General features: G+C 44.9%; 18 protein-coding genes. 14 read left to right on the top strand and 4 right to left on the bottom strand.

The genetic code is table 11. From position 1 onward, the window contains the following. The first annotated feature begins 56 nt into the window (after positions 1-56). The 12 genes from COPRO5265_RS00750 to COPRO5265_RS00805 all read left to right on the top strand — a co-directional run bounded on the left by COPRO5265_RS00750 (position 57) and on the right by COPRO5265_RS00805 (position 10,464). The gene (locus COPRO5265_RS00750; protein WP_012544490.1) at positions 57-1,478 is read left to right on the top strand and encodes a metallophosphoesterase family protein; all 1,422 of its coding nucleotides are present in this window, start codon (positions 57-59) and stop codon (positions 1,476-1,478) included. Between the two features lie 83 nt (positions 1,479-1,561). Next, positions 1,562-2,038, top strand: a complete 477-nt coding sequence (locus COPRO5265_RS00755) for an ECF transporter S component (RefSeq protein WP_012544237.1) — start codon at positions 1,562-1,564, stop codon at positions 2,036-2,038. Positions 2,039-2,050: 12 nt separating this feature from the next. Further along, positions 2,051-2,422 (top strand): hypothetical protein, encoded by a 372-nt coding sequence (locus COPRO5265_RS00760; RefSeq protein ID WP_012544141.1) that lies wholly within the window; start codon positions 2,051-2,053, stop codon positions 2,420-2,422. Next, a complete protein-coding gene (locus COPRO5265_RS00765) occupies positions 2,391-2,843 on the top strand; it encodes an ATP-binding protein (RefSeq protein ID WP_012544651.1) in 453 nt (150 codons plus the stop codon). Before COPRO5265_RS00760 ends, COPRO5265_RS00765 begins: the two co-directional genes overlap by 32 nt. Next, the gene (locus COPRO5265_RS00770; RefSeq protein ID WP_012543804.1) at positions 2,833-4,185 is read left to right on the top strand and encodes a [Fe-Fe] hydrogenase large subunit C-terminal domain-containing protein; all 1,353 of its coding nucleotides are present in this window, start codon (positions 2,833-2,835) and stop codon (positions 4,183-4,185) included. Before COPRO5265_RS00765 ends, COPRO5265_RS00770 begins: the two co-directional genes overlap by 11 nt. A gap of 6 nt (positions 4,186-4,191) precedes the next feature. Next, entirely contained in the window at positions 4,192-4,536 is a 345-nt protein-coding gene (locus COPRO5265_RS00775) for a DRTGG domain-containing protein (protein ID WP_012544590.1), read from the top strand. Beyond that, positions 4,537-5,250 carry a PHP domain-containing protein gene (locus tag COPRO5265_RS00780; protein ID WP_012544167.1) on the top strand — a complete coding sequence of 238 codons (714 nt, stop codon included), beginning with the start codon at positions 4,537-4,539 and terminating at the stop codon, positions 5,248-5,250. It begins immediately after the preceding gene. 142 nt (positions 5,251-5,392) lie between these two features. Then, positions 5,393-5,911 (top strand): NADH-quinone oxidoreductase subunit NuoE family protein, encoded by a 519-nt coding sequence (locus tag COPRO5265_RS00785; protein ID WP_012544770.1) that lies wholly within the window; start codon positions 5,393-5,395, stop codon positions 5,909-5,911. A 12-nt stretch (positions 5,912-5,923) separates the two neighbouring features. Beyond that, positions 5,924-6,517 (top strand): ATP-binding protein, encoded by a 594-nt coding sequence (locus tag COPRO5265_RS00790; RefSeq protein ID WP_012543517.1) that lies wholly within the window; start codon positions 5,924-5,926, stop codon positions 6,515-6,517. After that, complete coding sequence (locus COPRO5265_RS00795) at positions 6,513-6,884, top strand: (2Fe-2S) ferredoxin domain-containing protein (RefSeq protein ID WP_041735931.1); 372 nt, start codon at positions 6,513-6,515, stop codon at positions 6,882-6,884. The genes COPRO5265_RS00790 and COPRO5265_RS00795 overlap by 5 nt, the downstream gene beginning before the upstream one ends. Positions 6,885-6,909: 25 nt before the next feature. After that, positions 6,910-8,700, top strand: coding sequence for an NADH-quinone oxidoreductase subunit NuoF (gene nuoF / locus COPRO5265_RS00800; protein ID WP_012543737.1), 1,791 nt, complete (start codon positions 6,910-6,912; stop codon positions 8,698-8,700). Between the two features lie 18 nt (positions 8,701-8,718). Further along, positions 8,719-10,464, top strand: a complete 1,746-nt coding sequence (locus COPRO5265_RS00805) for an NADH-dependent [FeFe] hydrogenase, group A6 (protein ID WP_012543947.1) — start codon at positions 8,719-8,721, stop codon at positions 10,462-10,464. 60 nt (positions 10,465-10,524) lie between these two features. On the opposite strand, the gene COPRO5265_RS00810 is transcribed toward COPRO5265_RS00805, so the two are convergent. The 4 genes from COPRO5265_RS00810 to COPRO5265_RS00825 are packed head-to-tail and all read right to left on the bottom strand — an operon-like array spanning position 10,525 to position 14,998. Then, positions 10,525-11,895 carry a GntP family permease gene (locus COPRO5265_RS00810; RefSeq protein ID WP_012544644.1) on the bottom strand — a complete coding sequence of 457 codons (1,371 nt, stop codon included), beginning with the start codon at positions 11,893-11,895 and terminating at the stop codon, positions 10,525-10,527. Between the two features lie 58 nt (positions 11,896-11,953). Beyond that, positions 11,954-12,967, bottom strand: coding sequence for a 4-hydroxythreonine-4-phosphate dehydrogenase PdxA (pdxA, locus tag COPRO5265_RS00815; protein ID WP_012544129.1), 1,014 nt, complete (start codon positions 12,965-12,967; stop codon positions 11,954-11,956). Between the two features lie 4 nt (positions 12,968-12,971). Continuing rightward, positions 12,972-14,231 (bottom strand): four-carbon acid sugar kinase family protein, encoded by a 1,260-nt coding sequence (locus tag COPRO5265_RS00820; RefSeq protein ID WP_012544777.1) that lies wholly within the window; start codon positions 14,229-14,231, stop codon positions 12,972-12,974. Between the two features lie 5 nt (positions 14,232-14,236). Continuing rightward, a complete protein-coding gene (locus tag COPRO5265_RS00825) occupies positions 14,237-14,998 on the bottom strand; it encodes a DeoR/GlpR family DNA-binding transcription regulator (RefSeq protein ID WP_012543496.1) in 762 nt (253 codons plus the stop codon). 156 nt (positions 14,999-15,154) lie between these two features. On the opposite strand from COPRO5265_RS00825, the gene COPRO5265_RS00830 reads away from it, so the two are divergent. Together COPRO5265_RS00830 and COPRO5265_RS00835 are read left to right on the top strand one after the other, a co-directional pair. Then, positions 15,155-16,414: a C45 family peptidase gene (locus COPRO5265_RS00830; RefSeq protein WP_012544505.1), complete on the top strand. Its 1,260-nt coding sequence runs from the start codon at positions 15,155-15,157 to the stop codon at positions 16,412-16,414. A gap of 211 nt (positions 16,415-16,625) precedes the next feature. Beyond that, a complete protein-coding gene (locus tag COPRO5265_RS00835) occupies positions 16,626-18,116 on the top strand; it encodes a stalk domain-containing protein (RefSeq protein ID WP_143708073.1) in 1,491 nt (496 codons plus the stop codon). The last annotated feature ends 73 nt before the right edge of the window (positions 18,117-18,189 follow it).

Consider the following 18,189-nt stretch of genomic DNA (forward strand, 5'->3'; position numbering starts at 1 on the left):
TGCTAATTAACCTCCACAATGGTAAACTTAAGAGCAAGTAGGGAGGTGCGATGAGTATGTCTCAACGTAAGAATAAGATCGGCAGGGGTACCCTCATATTGTCACTTACAAGTTTCTTGTTCTTTCTTGTTTTGGCAATATGGGCTTTTTCTCAACATGGAACATGGGGGCTTTACAATTGGAACCACGACTACAGACGCTTACTGAATATCATTATCGGGCTTGGTTTTCTGGTGCCAGCGGTGGCGCTTATTCTCTGGCTCCTACGGGGCGTTGTAAGCCGTACTTGGTTCAAAGTAGGGTCATGGATACTTAACATTGTGTCCGTTGTGGTGATCGTTGTTTGCATTGGTATTGTTTTTTACGTAGTAGTGCCCGCGTATTCTCTCCTTAGTAGTACTGAGCCAAAACTGTTGGTGGAGCCCAGCACAGGTATCTATGGCATACCCAATCTGTATGTGTATTTTCGCACGGAAACGCCAACAGTTGTGGTTGGTGCCTGGGGCACGGGAGACAACCTACAAGGTTTTGGCGATTCTAAGCCTGTGAAGGAACATCTCTTTCACTTTACGGATCTCCAGCCAGGAACGGAGTATCATTACGTAATTGATAACAGGATGGGCCTAACCTTTAGTACGCCACCTTTGGCAAAAACGGGTACGTTGGTGACGTTTGCTGTGGCATCTGATTTTCACTATGGAGGTTCTGATGCTAATAGCGATGAGCGAACGCAGATACTACGTAACATCAGCGAAGACCCAAATGTGAACCTGTTTTTTATGAACGGCGACATTGTGGACTTGGGCATGGTTAACGGCTACTGGAGCGAGTTTTTCTCTGATGTAAGTGAGAACATGACTAAACCTGTTGCCCTGGTCTTGGGAAACCATGACACTCTCATAGGAGGCTTGTATCACTTTAGGAATTACTTCTACGGTGCTGACGGAGTCAAAATAGACAGCGGAAACGAACTTTATCACAGAATAGATGTGGGAAACGTGCATTTCCTTGTGCTGGAAGTTCTCTGGGGTACTGAGGAATTTACTCCAGAGCAGAAAAAATGGCTGGAGGACCAGCTGAGTTCCATACCTCAGGAAGACTGGGTCATACCAATTTCACACTGCTTCTATTATTCTTCAGGAGACGTAGAAACCGGACGTGTTTGGGCTGACCACGAAGACACCACCAGACTGATCTCGCCACTTTTTGAGAAATACAATGTGGATTTGGTCATATCAGGGCATAACCATCACATGGAGCTTCTGGAAAAGGATGGGGTAACCTACGTTCTGGACGGAGTAGCCGGTGGAAATACTACGGGCCCAAGGCCGATCAAGTCAGATTACTCCAAGTGGTTTTACGGTGATTCCAGGGGCTACTTGGAAGTCACAGTAAAGCAAAACGAAGCTGAGCTCTTGTTCAAAAACGTGGATGGTGAAGTAATTCAGCAGTTTACTGTGACACAGAATACTCAGTAGGTTTGCAGTTTTTGTTTGAGGAAAAGCCTATTGTGGTAAAATAAAAAAGGAAAAATATCACATATTAAAAAGGGGTGTAGAAAATGTCGGTACAATTTATCACCAGAACCGCAATACTTTTAGCTCTCACAATGATATTCCAATCTTTCCGTGCCCCGCAGCTTGTTACGGGTACTTTAGTAAATGGCATGCTACTGATTTCTGCTGGCTATGTGGGAATGTGGTCTGGTGTAATCATCGGACTCTTTACCCCTGTTTTGGCTTTTCTTTTTGGGATAATGAAGTTCCCACCCATGATACCTTTCATCATGATTGGGAACGCTTTGTATGTACTGGTATTTTCGGGAATGAAGAACAAACCTGTTGGTATGGTATTAGGTTCTTTAGTAAAGTTTTTGTGGCTCAGTGCTTCGGTTTATTACATGCTTCCACTTTTTGGTGTGAAAGCTCCGGCTGTTTTAGTGGAAATGTTTACCTTCCCTCAATTGGCGACTGCTGTTATGGGAGGTATTTTGGCGTTGTTGGTGCTGAGTTTATTAAAGAAATCGTTATTGGAGTGAAGGAGTAACTGCATGAAGCTGTACGAAGTGAAAGAGATTCTTGATGCTGAAGTTCTGTCAGGTGAAGACAAATTGGATCAAGAAGTTTTTGGTGCCTGTGGTGCCGATTTGATGAGTGATGTGCTAGCTTGGAAGGGTGATAAGGGCGTTCTGCTAACTGGGCTAACCAACCCTCAAGTTGTACGCACTGCCGAAGTGGTAGGTGATGTGAAATGCATCGTATTTGTTCGTGGAAAACGTCCCAGCACGGAGACCGTGGAGCTGGCGAAGGAGGCAGGCATTGTACTGATGAGATGCAAATATCCCATGTTTGTAGCATGTGGACTATTGTTCTCGAGGGGTTTAGTACCTGATGAATATGGAGAAATTAGCCGCATCCTATAGGCTTGAATATGATGTAAAGGCTAAAGACTACGTAAGAGGTGGCGAAGTTTCTAGTGCTTTGCGGGCTGTGCTGAAGCAACTCTCCTTGCCACCAGAGCTGGTAAGACGTTGCTGTGTGGCTTGCTATGAAGCCGAGATGAACATTATCATACACTCATTAGGTGGGCACCTGCAGATTGACATATACCCTGACAGGTTGGTCATGGTGGCTGAAGATAGCGGGCCCGGTATTGAAGACTTGAACAAGGCCATGGAAGAGGGTTACAGTACGGCGCCTGAGGAAGCCAGGGAGATGGGCTTCGGAGCCGGTATGGGCTTACCAAACATAAAAGCTAATACGGATAGGCTGGACATAACCACGGGTCCGGAAGGTACAAAACTTATCATGGAGGTTTTGTTTGTTGGAAAAGATGGCCAATAATGCCGGCGTTTACTACCATTCTGTAACACTGGACGAGGAAAAATGTAAAGGATGCACAAATTGTATTAAACGTTGTCCTGCCGAAGCTATCAGAGTCAGAAATGGTAAAGCCCGCATCATTGATCAGCTTTGCATTGACTGCGGCGAATGCATAAGAGCTTGCCCGAACCATGCTAAGGTGGCAGTAACAGATAGCTGGGATCTCATGAACGATTTTAAGTACCGCATCGCGTTGCCTGCTCCATCTTTATATGGGCAATTCAAAAATGTGGACGTGGACAATGTTCTCACAGCACTTCTGGAAATCGGGTTCGATGATGTTTTTGAAGTAGCCTTAGGAGCCGACATTGTTTCAAAACTCACGCGTCAAGCACTCATGGAAAACAGATTACGCAGACCTGTGATTTCCTCATCCTGCCCCGCTGTGGTGCGACTAGTTCAGATCCGATTTCCTTCGCTTTTGGATAATGTCCTGGATTTATGCACGCCCATGGAAGTTGCCGCAACCTTGGCAAAAGACGAGGCTGTAAGAAAGACCGGGTTAAAACGTGAAGAAATAGGCACCTTCTTTATATCCCCGTGTGGGGCTAAGGTTACCAGTGTTAGGAAGCCTATCGGCACAGACAAAACCGATGTAGACGGGGTTCTGTCGCTGGCAAGTGTATACAGTGCTATTGCGGATAAGGTAAAGAAAGTACAGCCTATGCCTTTAAGTAAAGCATCCATGATCGGTATAGGATGGGCAAAATCTGGTGGGGAAGCTGCAGGAACATTACTGGAGAACTACATTTACGTGGATGGGATACAGAACGTCATAAAGGTTTTAGAAGAAGTGGAACTTGGAAAAATGGAGGATTTGGATTTTCTTGAAGCAATGGCTTGTGTTGGTGGGTGTGTGGGTGGCCCTCTCACCGTGGAAAACAATTTCGTTGCTCAGCAAAGAATTAAGAAACTTACCGAAAAATGGCAGAAGGACAGAAACAATAATAAAGTGCCAGCAAAAGACGAAGAGCAGGGCATTTACAACAAAATGGAATTGGGTCGGGCGCGATGGAAAAAGCCTTTGGAAAGAAGTGACGCTATGGAATTGAGCAGCGACATTGCTGAGGCACTGAGTATGATGCAGAGAATTGATGAAGTTCTCGCCACCTTGCCTGGGTTGGACTGCGGTTCCTGCGGTGCACCCACCTGCAGGACGCTGGCTGAGGACATTGTTAAAGGACTAGCAACCGAATATGATTGTGTTTTCATTTTGAAGAACAGGATCAAGAGCCTTGCTCAGGAACTTAGCACACTAGCTGGAAAAATTCCACCTGTGATGGGTGAAGGAAAGGAGAGTTAGCTAGCGGTGAATGTAAAACTAAGGGTTAGGGATCTTTTGGAGAATGGGTTCCAGCTCGTAGCTGGTGATGATGGCTTAGAAAATCCTATTGAGGGAGTTTACATATGTGATCTTTTAAGCTGGGTCATGGCAAAGTCCAAACCCAAGAATGCGTGGATAACCATTCAAAGTCATGTGAACATTGTGGCAGTGGCATTGATGGTGGAGCAGAGCTGCATCATCGTTTCAGAAGGTGTGGAAGTGGAAAAGGAAGCAGTGGAAAGAGCAAATGAAGAAGCTATGCCCATTCTCAGTTTTCCTGGAACGTCCTACGAAGCGGCAATAAAACTGTATCAACTGCTGTCTAGATAAATGAGGCTCTATTACGACCTTCACATACATAGCGCCCTTTCTCCCTGTGCATCTGATGACATGACCCCCAATAATATTGTGAACATGTGCCTTTTAAAGGGTTTGGACATTATCGCTGTTACTGACCATAACAGTGTCAGAAACGTGGAAGCCGTGGTTAATCTGGCACAAAGAAAGGGTCTCGTAGTGGTTCCAGGTATGGAGGTGCAAACCAAAGAGGAAGTTCATGTATTATGCTACTTCTACACTTTGGATCACTGTTACGACTTTCAAGCTAAGTGGGAAGATTCTCTTCCTAAAATAGAAAACCGCCGTGAATACTTTGGCAACCAGCTTATCCTCGATGAAGACGATGAATTGATCGGTGAGTATCCTTATTTACTGCTTACTTCTTCTTACTTCGGGGTAGAAGACGTCTTTAGGCTTATAAGGGACCGAGGAGTTGCAGTTTTTGCACATGTGGACAGACCTTCCTACAGTGTGCTTTCGAATCTGGGTTTTATCCCTGATATGGATGGTGTGGCAACTTTGGAAATCTCAGGCGCTGTGAGCCCTCAGCAGTTTCTTATGCAGCACCCTACGCTGGGAAAGTACCGCATTTTACAATCCTCTGATGCCCATTACTTGGGTGACATCATGGAACGTGTGAATTACGTTGAACTGACGAGTCCTTCTGTGGAGGCTCTCCTTAAACACTTAAGTGGCTTTGCGTGAAAGCCTTCAGCAAAGTCTTTTTTAACTCGTTAAAGAATTCACGTAATATGTTATAATGCTTTGGTGGAAGATTCGCTTAGCATTTTGCTAATGTTTACCAAGAAAAGGTTCAGCGAAAATAGCTCTTTTAGGAGGGAAGCAAATGGAACAACTTTACGAGCTGTTCGGCATCGATAGAGTCGAAGAATTCAGAGCAAAGCTGGAGGAACTTAAAAAGGTGCCAGGTTCCATGATCTCCATTCTCAACGAGGCCCAGGAAATGTTTGGTTACATTCCTTTTCAGGTTCAAGAACTCATTTCGAAGGAAACTGGGGTTCCCTTAACGGAGATTTTTGGCATCGTGACCTTCTATTCGCGCTTTAGCATCGTTCCCGCTGGGAAGTACAAAATCAGCTTGTGCTTGGGGACCGCTTGCTATGTGAGGGGCAGTGGACAAATCCTAGAAAAGCTCAAAGAGAATTTGGGCATCAATGAGGGAGAGACCACTTCCGATGGTATGTTCTCATTAGAAGCCGCAAGGTGCTTGGGAGCTTGCGCATTAGCCCCGGTCATGATGATCAACGGAGAGGTCTATGGACGTCTTACGCCCGACGAAGCTGTAAAAGTGATACAAAGGATAAAGAAACAAGATCTCTCTCAGGCTGCCGCTGAGGTTGAGTAAAGCGGGAGGAGCATGAAGGAATTGGCTCTTTACGTACTGGATCTTGCACAGAACAGCGTTGTCGCAGGAGCAAAGCATATCACCATTGACATTACTGCTGACGTTAAAGCGGACCATTTATTAATCAGAATAGTAGATGACGGGAAGGGTATGAGCCCACACTTAGTGGAAAGAGTGACGGATCCCTTCTTTACCAGTAGGAAGGAACGCCGTTTCGGTCTGGGAATTCCATTTTTTAAGGATTTGGTTGAGCAGTGCGGAGGTACGCTTACCATCAAATCTAAAGAAGGGGAAGGGACGATTATCGAAGGAAAGCTGAAATTATCTAGTGTGGATCTTGTTCCCTTGGGTGATATGGGTTCTACCATTGTTTCGTTGCTTGTATCCAACCCAGAACTTAATCTGGTTTATCGTTTCACGTTAAATGATTACTCATTTACATTCGACTCTGCACAAATCAGAGAAGTTCTTCAAGGAGTAAACATTACAGAGCCTTCCGTACTCAATTGGATTAAAGATTACGTAAATGAGGGAAGCATTGAAATTCTTCCCAACATAAATATTTCCAAGAAAGAGGGGGCAAAAAAGGATTATGAAGCAGATTAAGACCTTAGAGGATCTGCAAAAAATCAGAGAAGAAGCCTTACGCAAGGTAAACATCAGAAGTGATCGTTCAGGAACAAGAATTACTGTGGGCATGGCAACTTGCGGCATTGCTGCTGGTGCCAGACCTGTGATGATGGCCATTTTGGATGAGTTGGAGAAGCGAAATGTGACGGGTGTTACCGTGGTAGAAACGGGCTGCATTGGACTCTGCAAGTTTGAACCCATCGTAGAAGTGTACGTACCTGGCCATGAGAAAGTTACTTACATAAAGATGGATCCTGATAAAGCTAGGCAAGTAGTTGTAGAACATGTCATAAATGGACATCCCATTAGGGAATGGACGTTGGAAAGCGCTGAACTGGAGTAAAGGTCGTTCTTGGAGGTGAAGAAGAATGCTTTATAGATCACACGTAATGGTATGTGGAGGCACGGGGTGCACTTCTTCTGGTTCCGATAATGTAGCTGCTGCTTTTGTCAATGAAATAAAGAAAGCAGGTTTAGACAAAGAGGTAGCAGTAATAAGAACTGGTTGTTTTGGTTTGTGCGAGTTGGGGCCGGTAGTCGTTATTTACCCAGAAGGTGTGTTTTACAGCAAAATGAAGCCAGAATATGTTCCCGAAATCGTTGAAGAACATTTGCTAAAAGGCAGACCAGTAACTAAGTACCTGTTTGGTGAAACAGTCACCGAAAAAGAAATAAAACCACTGGAAGAAACCACATTCTACAAAAAACAAATGCGTGTCGCTCTGAGGAACTGCGGCATCATCGATCCAGAAGATATTGAAGAAGCCATTGCCATGGGGGCATATGAGGCACTAGGCAAGGTCTTAACTACGATGACCCCTGAGCAAGTCATTGACGAAATGAAGAAGTCAGGTTTAAGGGGTAGAGGCGGCGGTGGATTCCCCACGGGATTGAAGTGGGAATTTGCTTACAAACAGAAAGAGACCCCCAAATACGTGGTGTGCAATGCTGACGAAGGTGACCCCGGTGCTTTCATGGACAGAAGTATCATGGAAGGTGATCCCCACAGTGTGCTGGAAGGCATGGCTATTGCGGGTTACGCCATTGGTGCTAACCACGGCGTCATTTATGTAAGAGCCGAGTACCCCTTGGCTGTAAAACGTCTTCAGATTGCCATAAAGCAGGCACGTGAATACGGCTTGTTGGGTGACAACATATTTGGAACCGACTTCAGCTTCGATGTGGAGATAAGGTTCGGAGCAGGCGCTTTCGTGTGCGGAGAAGAAACTGCCTTATTGAACTCTGTCATGGGTAGACGTGGTGAACCCAGGCCCAGACCTCCTTATCCGGCAGTTAAAGGGCTTTGGAATAAACCCACCATTATAAATAACGTAGAGACTTTTGCTAACGTTCCTGTCATCATAAGCAACGGTGCAGAGTGGTTCTCATCCATCGGTACTGAGAAATCCAAAGGGACTAAAGTGTTTGCCTTAACTGGAAAGGTGAACCGTACAGGACTCATTGAGGTTCCCATGGGTACCACTCTTAGGGAGATCATTTTTGACATTGGTGGCGGAATTCCTGACGGAAAAAGGTTTAAAGCCGTTCAAATAGGTGGTCCATCTGGTGGTTGCATACCTGAAGAACACCTGGACACCGTGATTGACTACGACTCACTTATTAGCTTGGGCGCAATGATGGGCTCGGGCGGACTGGTGGTCATGGACGAAGATACATGCATGGTTAACGTTGCGAAATTCTTCCTGGAATTCATCGTAGATGAATCTTGTGGAAAGTGTGCTCCATGCAGAATCGGTACAAAGAGAATGCTGGAAATCCTAGATAAGATTACGTCAGGTAAGGGAGAACCTGAAGATATCGATCGGCTAGAGAAGCTGGCTACAACCATTAAAGATACAGCACTGTGCGGTTTGGGACAGACGGCGCCTAACGCTGTTCTTTCCACGCTTAGGTACTTCAGAAATGAATATGAGGCTCACATCAACCAGAAGAAGTGTCCTGCTGGTGTATGCCAAGCATTGCTTTCCTATACCATCGTTGCTGACAAATGCAAAGGCTGTGGTTTGTGCGCAAGGAATTGCCCCGTGAATGCCATTTCAGGGGAACTTAAGCAGCCTCATGTGATTAATCAAGAAGCTTGCATCAAGTGCGGTACATGCTTTGAGAAGTGCCCATTTGGTGCCATTGTGAAACAGTAAAAGGAGGTCTGAAGCCGCATGGACAAGGTAACTGTGACCATAGATGGCATTACTCTAGAGGTTCCAAGTAACTACACCGTTTTGCAGGCTTGCCGAGAAGCAGGCATTGACATACCCACATTGTGTTATGCAGAAGTGATTAATGAGATTGGTTCCTGCCGCCTATGCGTGGTAGAGGTCGATGGCGTTAGGAATTTACCGGCATCTTGCATTTATCCGGTACAGAATGGTATGAACATTCGTACCAATACGCCCCGGGTCAGAGAAGCACGCAGAGTAAACCTGGAGCTAATTCTTTCCAATCATGACCGGAGTTGCCTCACCTGCATAAGAAATACCAAGTGTGAGCTACAGGATTTGGCAGAACGGTTTGGCATTACTGACATTGAATTCCAAGGCGAAAACGTAAACTACCCCTTGGATGATGCTTCGCCTGCCATTGTCAGGAATCCAAACAAGTGCGTCCTGTGCCGCAGGTGCATTGCAGAATGTCAGGAAGTACAGAATGTTTTTGCCATAGGTGCTGTGAACAGAGGTTTTGATACATTGGTTTCTGCACCTTTCTATGTGAGTCTGAATGATTCTCCTTGCATCAGTTGTGGACAATGCATAACCGCTTGTCCCACAGGAGCACTGTACGAAAAAGACCACATCCAGAGGGTTTACAGGGCCTTAGCTGACAAACGTAAGCATGTTGTGGTTCAAACAGCACCTGCAGTAAGAGTGGCTTTGGGTGAGGAATTTGGCATGCCTGTGGGCAGCATAGTCACTGGAAAAATGGTAGCTGCCCTGAGGCGATTGGGCTTTGAAGTGGTTTTCGATACAGACTTTGGTGCTGACCTTACCATCATGGAAGAAGGCTCTGAGCTCATTGAAAGGCTTAAATATGGTGGGAAGTTGCCCATGATTACTTCCTGCAGCCCGGGTTGGATTAACTTCTGTGAAAAGTACTATCCGGATTTCGTGGAAAACTTGTCTACGTGCAAATCACCACACATGATGCTGGGTGCGTTAATCAAGACGTACTACGCTGAGAAGATGGGCTGGAACCCGGAAGATGTGTATGTGGTTTCAGTCATGCCCTGCACAGCAAAGAAGGTTGAAATTGAAAGGCCTGAAAATATGCACGATGGCTTGCAGGATGTTGACGCAGTCCTTACCACACGCGAACTAGCACGCATGATTAAGGAAGCTGGTATTGATTTCGTTAACTTGCCTGACGAGGAATTTGATCAGCCACTGGGCATGTCCACAGGTGCTGCAGTAATATTTGGTGCCACTGGTGGTGTCATGGAGGCAGCTTTGAGAACCGTAAGCGAAATTGTTGAAGGCAAACCGTTGGACAAGATTGACTTTGAAGAGGTCAGGGGCCTTGATGGCGTAAGAGAAGCTACCGTAACTGTGGACGGTCTGGATCTAAAGCTTGCCATTGTAAACGGAACTGGTAATGCAAAGAAGCTCTTGGACAAGATCAGAAGCGGTGAAGCCGAGTACCACTTTATTGAAATCATGGGTTGCCCTGGTGGTTGTATTACAGGCGGTGGACAGCCCATACACCATCCTAATGAAATGGCTGAAGTTAGAAAACTAAGAGCTGCCGCTATCTATCAAGCTGATAAGAATCTCCCTCTGCGAAAGTCCCATGAAAACCCAGCCATAAAGCAAATTTACGAGGAGTACCTTGGACATCCTTTGGGTGAGAAGTCTCACCACCTGCTCCATACGCACTATTCTTCGAAACCGCTTTACAAGGTGACCAGATAATACAAAAAAAGGGGCGAGAATTATTCTCGCCCCTTTTAAGGTTCCAACTGTGTAAAACGCTTAAGCCAGTATGAGATTGGCTATTAGTAGCATAACTAAAGCAGTTGCCCATCCCAAGGTCGTGGGTACAGACCATGTCATTATTTGCTCTTTAACATCTTCGACGCCCAATAACCTGTTGACAACCCAGAAGTAACTGTCGTTGAAGTACGAGAAAACCATTGCTCCTAAACATGCTGCCTGTGCTGCCAAGACAGGATTAACATTCATAGTAGCCAATATGGGAGCTGTGATGGAGGCTGAAGTAATCATCGCAACGGTGCCGCTTCCTTGGACAAGCCTTACCAAAGTAGCAACGAAGAACGGTAAAAGTATGGCCGGTAGACCAGTACCTGCGATGAGCTTCGCTACATAGTCACCTGCTCCGCTGTCTCTTAGTACTTGTCCCAGAGAGCCTCCAGCACCCGTGATTAGAATGATAATACCCGCTGAAGAAACGCCTTCTTCCATTAGCTTAATAACTTGTGTTCGATCCATTTTGGGAACCAGTGTATAGATGGCAATGATCAGCCCTATGCCCACGGCAATAACTGGACTACCAAAGAAAAGAATGTAATTTACTACTGGAGATGTAAGTTTCATGGCTGTTAGAACAGTGTTTAGCAGGATTAGTATTATTGGTACCACTATGGGGGCAAAAGAACTAAGAACTGATGGAAGTTCCTTTTGATCATTGTTTTCTACTTCTAGCTTTTGGATGTGTTCAGCTTCTTTCTTGTTTCTAGTCCAGCCCATACCGTCACTTGTGGGTATTTGGTATATGCGGTTACCTAGCCATTTGGCGTAAAGTACGCCCACAATGGTTATGGGGATAGCGAACACTAAGCCCCACAGAATCATCAAACCAACATCTACTTGAAAGATGCCTGCTACTCCTAATGGGCCTGGGGTCGGTGGTACTGCATGGTGAGTGGCTACCAAGCCTACTGCCAGCGCCACACCAATGGATATTACTGATTTCTTGGTGGTGCGAGAGAGCGCTTTAGCTATGGGTGAAAGGATTACGAACCCAGAATCACAAAAAATGGGTATGGAAACCACATAACCGGTTAGTGCCATAGCCAATTCTTCTCGACCCTTCCCGAAAATCTTCAAGAATGTATAGGCCATTCTTTGAGCTGCACCACTGATCTCTAAGATTCGCCCCATCATCACTCCAAAACCGATGACGATACCAATACTGGCTAATGTGCTACCAAAACCGTTGGTGATGGACTTAATCACGTCAGGTGGATTCATACCACCGATAATACCGGTCAACGAAGCTGAGATTATTAGGGCTAAGAAGGGATGGATCTTGGTTCGTAGAATGAGAAAGATGAGTACGGCGATCCCAACTACCAAACCGAAAATCATTTGAGGACCTGACATTCTTACACCTCCCAATAAGACTGAATGTATTTTTGCCTCCAGAGACTACTGGAGGTTGTTACCCTGACGAAAGCAAATCGTATTTGTAGACAGAAGCGTATGCTGCTGCCAACCTTATCGCTTCTTCCATACTGGTGCTTGTTGCTATGCCTTTGCCTGCTATGTCAAATGCGGTTCCGTGGTCCACAGAAGTTCTAAGAAAAGGTAGTCCCAAGGTTAGAGAAATAGTCCTCTCGAAATCGACCATTTTAGTGGCTATGTGTCCTTGATCATGGTACAGAGATAAAACAGCATCGTACTCGCCTTGTAATGCCTTGTAGAACACTGAATCGGCTGGTACGGGTCCCACTACGTTTAGCCCTTGTTCTTGTGCTTTCTTCACGGCAGGCTCAATTTCTTCCATTTCTTCTCGACCAAAGAGGCCGTGCTCCCCTGCGTGAGGATTCAGCGCAGCTACTGCAAGCTTGGGTTTCTCAATGCCAAGTGATTGCAGCGCTTTTATATCCATCGTTATATGCTCGTAGAGCTCTTTCTCTTTAATCGATTTGATTGCTTCCAATAGTGAAAGATGTCGAGTAAAAAAGAACACTCTTAAATTCTTCACTTGGAACATGGTAAGGGGATTCGATACACCGCATAAGTCAGCTAGCATTTCAGTGTGTCCAATGTAGGGTATGCCTGCCGCCTTCAAAGCTTCCTTATTTATGGGGGTAGTGGCTAGTGCGCTTACTTTATTATGAAGGGCCAGTTCTACACTTCTTTCAATAAACGAGTAAGCAAAAAGTCCTGCTTCCTTTTGAATCTTTCCGAATTCGATGTTTTCAATACCCGGGCAATCCAGTTCGATTAGATCCACAGTGCCATGTCGGTACAATCCTTCTTCTGGGTTATCTATTCTGTTTATTTCCAAAGCCACTCCTGATACTTTCATGGCTTTTTGTAGAGGAATCGAATGTCCGATGACCAGTGGTTTACATGTGTCGTAAATTTCCCGATCGTTCAAACTCTTCACCACAATTTCAGGACCTATGCCTGCTACATCTCCTAAAGGTATGGCAATAATCTTTCTCATGGGCTTACTCTCCCTTCATTAAGGACTCTAAGTAGTTGACAATGTCATAGAGTGCTTCCACATTTCCTACTAATCCACCCTTTGTAACCACGTTATAAAGACGATCATTCACTTTGGCAGTACCATGAACAGCCAAGGGAAGCACCTCTGACTCCACAGTGAACTCGTTTATTCCAAGTACGTCAAAGAAAGCAAGAGCCGTATCTCCTCCTGTGATATAGATGCCACTAAAAGGTTTGTCCTTTACGAATGTGTATGCTATTCGGCTTAATGTTTCATTTATGCGGTTTGATATTTCTTCTGGGTCACATTGTGCTTTAATTGAGTAGCTTTGAAGGTCCAGAACATCTGAAGCATCTCCTTTAGTGCTGATGCCCATTATTAGTCCGGGTTTGTAGTGTTGGATTAAAACTTCCAGAGCCTTTTTGATGGCTGCTTCCTCATTAGTTAAAATTTCAGGCACACTTATCTTACAAATGTAAGCTTCTTTTCGCTTTAGTAAATAGTTCAATTGAGCTGTGGTGAGTTCAGAAACACTACCAAGAATAAGAAAAATACCGTCTTGTTTCTGGAATCCCATCTTTTGTTCGATAAATGCGGCAGTGAAAGGACCTGGATCAACACAAATGATTTTCTCTTGGCTACTCAGAGCTGATGCGATGTTCTCTATGTCGTCGTCAGTTACTGCATCGAAAACAACGATGTCTTCTTTTACTTGGAAAAAAGCATCTGAAATAGCTTTTCTACCGCCAGCTACAATGTCCAGTGTAATGTTCGCAATACTTCTTTTCGTTTGAGAAGAAATCAGCTCTTTTACATTTGAAGACCTAATGGGGCATTTTGGATCTTTGGCCACTTCTGTGAGCTGAAGTGGGGTGCCATTTACCAATAAATACCCTCCCACACATACTCTTCCCGACTTTGGGTAAACAGGAACTACTGCAGCTCTGTAGCCTTCACCGGCAGCGTCAAGCACTGCGTCTATTTCAGCTCCTAAATTACCCCTCAACGTGCTATCAATTCTTTTAGCTACATATGGGGTGCTCTTAATGACCGTTTTAGTCGCTTCATAAACTCTTTTATAGGCTTCCTTAGGATCAATACTTCGAGAATTGGTGCTTATGGAGATTACTTCTGCATTAACCTGATCTATGTTGCTATTTGGCTTAAGCAACGTAGTTACTTTCAAGCCCTTTTTCTTTAGTAAAATACCGGTGGCATTAGCGCCGGTAAAATCATCTGCTATGATAGCTACTTCCAGCATACCTTTCACCCCTCAACCAAATCGTAATTGATGCCCACGCTGTCCATTTCTTGAACAAAGAATTCTTCTAAATGGTCGTCTGTAATAACTAGGTCAAATTGTTCCAAATGGCATATTTTGAACAGTGAGGAGCGACCGAATTTTGATGAGTCTGCAAGGAGAATGGACGTGTTGGCATTCTTTATGAATTTTCTCTTCAAGGACGCCTTTTCCAAGGTGGGTGTGGATAGGAAAAGGCCGTTATCCACGGCAGAAGTACCTATGAAGGCTTTGTCTACCGTTAAGGACTCTATCATTTCTTCAGCAAAAGAGCCAGTAACGGCTCCCACGTTAGTTTGGACAATGCCCCCGAGTATTATGAGTTTAATTGTTGGGCTTCTATAGAGTTCAAAAGCTATTCTTACGTCACTTGTTATAACGGTGAGGCGCATGTTCTGTATGTACCTTGCCAAAGCTAAGCATGTGGTTCCTGCATCCAGCAGTACAGATTCGTTTTCTTCTATTAGTGTTGCAGCACGTTCACCTATTCTGTTCTTTACTTCAGCATTAGAAACCATTTTTTCTTCAAGAGACAATTCATAGTTTATGTTTGGTGAAACAGCTCCTCCTCTTGTACGCAGGGCTAGTCCTTGCTGGGATAGTGCATCTAAATCTCTTCTTATGGTCATGGGAGAAACGTTTAGTTGTTGTGCGAGTTTGTTAACTTCGACCTTCCCTTCTTTCTTAAGTAAATCCAGGACTACGCGCCTTCTTTCATATGTTAACACGTTTCCACCTCTGTTTCTTAATGTGCGTTTCTGTTACAAAATGATATCACAAGTTTTTGTCAATGTAAAGGCACTTTTAACTCAAGGGAAATAAACCGCACACCAGTTTAGGGAACACGTGATAGAATCAGTAGCAAGAATAGGGGTGCAAATTAGATGTGTGACACCTTTTATGTAAGATCGCATAAAGACACTGGTAGCACAGCGTTCTTTGCCAAAAACAGCGATCGAGATCCAAATGAGCCGCAGTGCATGGTGTTTGTTCCCAAAGGTTCCATAAGTGAACCGGGTACCTACGTGAAGCTTCCTCCTTACAAGGTAAAGTATGATGTTTGGCTATCTAGACCATCCTGGATGTGGGGAGCGGAAATCGGAGTAAATAGTAAAGAAGTGTGCATTGGGAACGAAGCTACTTTCAATAAACTACCTGTTGAAAAGAGCGGAGTCTTGGGCATGGATTACTTACGCATGGCTTTGGAACAAGCCTCTACTGCGTTCGAAGCCATGAACATCATCATCGAAAACACTCAGCATTTTGGTCAAGGCGGTGATGGTGGATACGAGCATCCACTTTATTACCACAATAGCTATCTTCTGGTAGATCCAAAAGAGGCTTACGTTCTGGAAACCGTTGGCAAGTATTATGCCTTCAAAAAGCTTGAAGGTAGCTATAACATAAGCAACAAACTATCACTAACTGACGATTTTGATGGTATTTCACCAGAGCTAGAAGGTAAGGTGAAGAGCTTCCAAGCCTACTTTACTAACCGTCTGGTCACGCATTTTGCAGGGGCGCCACATCGCGAGCGGCGTGGAAGGGAACTACTTAACACTTTGGTACCAAACGTGGTAAACGTCATGGCAGTGTTACAAGACCGCAGTACGGGAGCCGTTTGTTCCATGAGAAACATAAACATGATTGGTGGAGGCTTTGTTAGCTCTCAGACTACGGCGTCTCTTGTATACGACTATCAAAGGAAGATACTGTGGTATACCGAGGGACCAGACCCTGAGCTGCAGCTGTTCAAACCCCTGAGTTTTAATGTACCAGACTCGGTGGAAAACGAGGAACTGCAACTGCAACAAGGCGTAAATAGGTGGAAGTGGAATAATCTGCTTTTCCGTGCAGCTTTAAAGGATTACGCCGTTAATAAAGACAAGACTTACCCTTTGCGTCTTGAGAGTCAAAGAAAACTCTTAGAGACTAGTGTGGAGCAACTTCGAGCTGATAAACTCTTGGAACAGGTCTGGTCAATAAACCAAGAGTACTTGAAAGAAGCATTGGAGAAGATTGAGAAAGGTTCTATGAAGGGTTCATGGCAGTTCAGACGCTATTGGGCTGCGGAGAATAGAATGCTCATTGCCAAAGAAACGGACCCGGCTTTTAAGAGTTTGCTAAAGCAGTATTTGCTTTAACGTCGGCGTTAGGCACTTTTCACTTTATTAAAGGGTTCTTTGTTACAGGAGCTATTGTGAGTGCTTGATTCTTCTGTTCTTTTCCTCAAATGAAACACAACCTGATAAAATCTCTCACTTATTGGTTTTCTTTGTACAATGTGTTTAAAGGATTTTCGCGGTGGTTGTAAAACACACAAAGTTGCAGCCCGCGTTTGGAGGAGGTGATTTGGTGAAAAGCAAGCCTCTGTTGAAGCTTGTTAACATGTTGGTTATTGCCATCATGCTACTGCCCGCATGCTTATCTCCGGTGGATGCCTACATTGGAAACGGCATTGGTGGGCAGGACATTGCCATCTACATCGGTGGTCAAAAGCTCTCTTTCGACACTCCACCACTGAATAAAGAAGGACGCATTTTTGTTCCTATCCGCTACATTGCCGAGTACTTTGGTGGTGAAGTGGAATGGGATCCAGAAAACCAGATCGTGAACGTCAGAAATGGATCAAGCTTTGTCAGTTTGCAGATCGGGTTTAAATTTGCTGGCGTTAACGGCGCAGTAAAAGTACTAGATGTGGCGCCTTTCATCTACAATGGCAGGACTTATGTGCCTTTGCGATTTATCAGTGAAGCACTGGGCAAAGAAGTCAGGTGGGATGACCAAAACAGAGTGGTGTACATCGAAACAGGCGTTGAGTCCTACACCACTACTGTGGCTGTGAGCACTGGAACGGCTACCGTTAATGTGGTTAAAGTGTTTCTTAACGATCCGACCATAAAGTTGGAAATTGTGAATGCCCAAGATCAGATTGGTGTTCTGGAGCCTTTTGAAAGCATGGTAAAGCGGAAGAATCCTCTGGCTGCGATTAATGGAACGTTTTTCCAGGTTGCTGATACCAGCTTGCCCATGGAACCAGCAGCAAACTTAGTGATAAACGGTAGAATCGAACACTTAGGTACTCCGGAAAAATATGCCAGCACATTTGCTTTCACTCAGGACAATCAGGTGGATATTGCAAACGTGAAGATGAAATTGCAGGGTGAATACACCTACATTCCCAATCCTGAGTTGGAGCGCCTATATACCCAGGGCTGGTATATCGGCACCATAAACCGTACTATGTGGGGAGAGAATTCCATTCGGGTGTTCACACCTTTAAGAGGTGCTACTACCAGGCTCAACGTGGATGGGATTAATGTCATTGTTAGGAATGGAGAAGTAGTGGAGCAAGTTACGGGTACCAATGTGCCCATTCCACCTGATGGTTATGTAATTCACTTAGGAGGAACTGAAGTACGCTTCAAGGACCGCTTCGAAGTGGGCACGAGACTTTCATACCGTGACATTTATGATGTACGCAACAGCTCAAATCCTGAGATGTGGCAGGAAGGTGTTATTTGGGGAACTCTCAGTGCTGGCCCACGCCTTATAACAAATGGAGAGATAACGTTGGATCCAGCGTCTGAACTTCTGGATATTCCCAAAATCACAGGTCAACCTCTTACACGCAGTGCTTTGGGCATCACACAGAACAACGAGTTACTCATGGTCACTGTTAGTAAGTGCACAATTCAGGACCTGGCAACTATTATGAAGGATTTAGGAGCTTATAACGCCATGAATTTAGATGGTGGTGCCAGCACCAGTCTGTATGCCAATGGTAAGTTTTTGGCAACACCTACCAGAAAGATTAGCAATGCTCTTATGGTATTGCCAAGATAGGTCTTTAGCTATCACCATGACACCAAAGTAACCTGCATTTGTCAATACCAGTTTTGCAAAAATAGGGCCGCTG

This window comes from Coprothermobacter proteolyticus DSM 5265, from assembly GCF_000020945.1.
GTDB classification, from domain to species: domain Bacteria; phylum Coprothermobacterota; class Coprothermobacteria; order Coprothermobacterales; family Coprothermobacteraceae; genus Coprothermobacter; species Coprothermobacter proteolyticus.

What these genes read in the sequence shown, in the direction of transcription:
- COPRO5265_RS00780 (WP_012544167.1), top strand. Translation starts at nt 4,537, where the DNA reads ATGAGGCTCTATTACGACCTTCACATACATAGCGCCCTTTCTCCCTGT.
- COPRO5265_RS00765 (WP_012544651.1), top strand. Translation starts at nt 2,391, where the DNA reads ATGAATATGGAGAAATTAGCCGCATCCTATAGGCTTGAATATGATGTA.
- pdxA (WP_012544129.1), bottom strand. Translation starts at nt 12,967, where the DNA reads ATGAGAAAGATTATTGCCATACCTTTAGGAGATGTAGCAGGCATAGGT.
- COPRO5265_RS00810 (WP_012544644.1), bottom strand. Translation starts at nt 11,895, where the DNA reads ATGTCAGGTCCTCAAATGATTTTCGGTTTGGTAGTTGGGATCGCCGTA.
- COPRO5265_RS00755 (WP_012544237.1), top strand. Translation starts at nt 1,562, where the DNA reads ATGTCGGTACAATTTATCACCAGAACCGCAATACTTTTAGCTCTCACA.
- nuoF (WP_012543737.1), top strand. Translation starts at nt 6,910, where the DNA reads ATGCTTTATAGATCACACGTAATGGTATGTGGAGGCACGGGGTGCACT.
- COPRO5265_RS00750 (WP_012544490.1), top strand. Translation starts at nt 57, where the DNA reads ATGTCTCAACGTAAGAATAAGATCGGCAGGGGTACCCTCATATTGTCA.
- COPRO5265_RS00790 (WP_012543517.1), top strand. Translation starts at nt 5,924, where the DNA reads ATGAAGGAATTGGCTCTTTACGTACTGGATCTTGCACAGAACAGCGTT.
- COPRO5265_RS00805 (WP_012543947.1), top strand. Translation starts at nt 8,719, where the DNA reads ATGGACAAGGTAACTGTGACCATAGATGGCATTACTCTAGAGGTTCCA.
- COPRO5265_RS00770 (WP_012543804.1), top strand. Translation starts at nt 2,833, where the DNA reads ATGGCCAATAATGCCGGCGTTTACTACCATTCTGTAACACTGGACGAG.
- COPRO5265_RS00785 (WP_012544770.1), top strand. Translation starts at nt 5,393, where the DNA reads ATGGAACAACTTTACGAGCTGTTCGGCATCGATAGAGTCGAAGAATTC.
- COPRO5265_RS00820 (WP_012544777.1), bottom strand. Translation starts at nt 14,231, where the DNA reads ATGCTGGAAGTAGCTATCATAGCAGATGATTTTACCGGCGCTAATGCC.
- COPRO5265_RS00760 (WP_012544141.1), top strand. Translation starts at nt 2,051, where the DNA reads ATGAAGCTGTACGAAGTGAAAGAGATTCTTGATGCTGAAGTTCTGTCA.
- COPRO5265_RS00830 (WP_012544505.1), top strand. Translation starts at nt 15,155, where the DNA reads ATGTGTGACACCTTTTATGTAAGATCGCATAAAGACACTGGTAGCACA.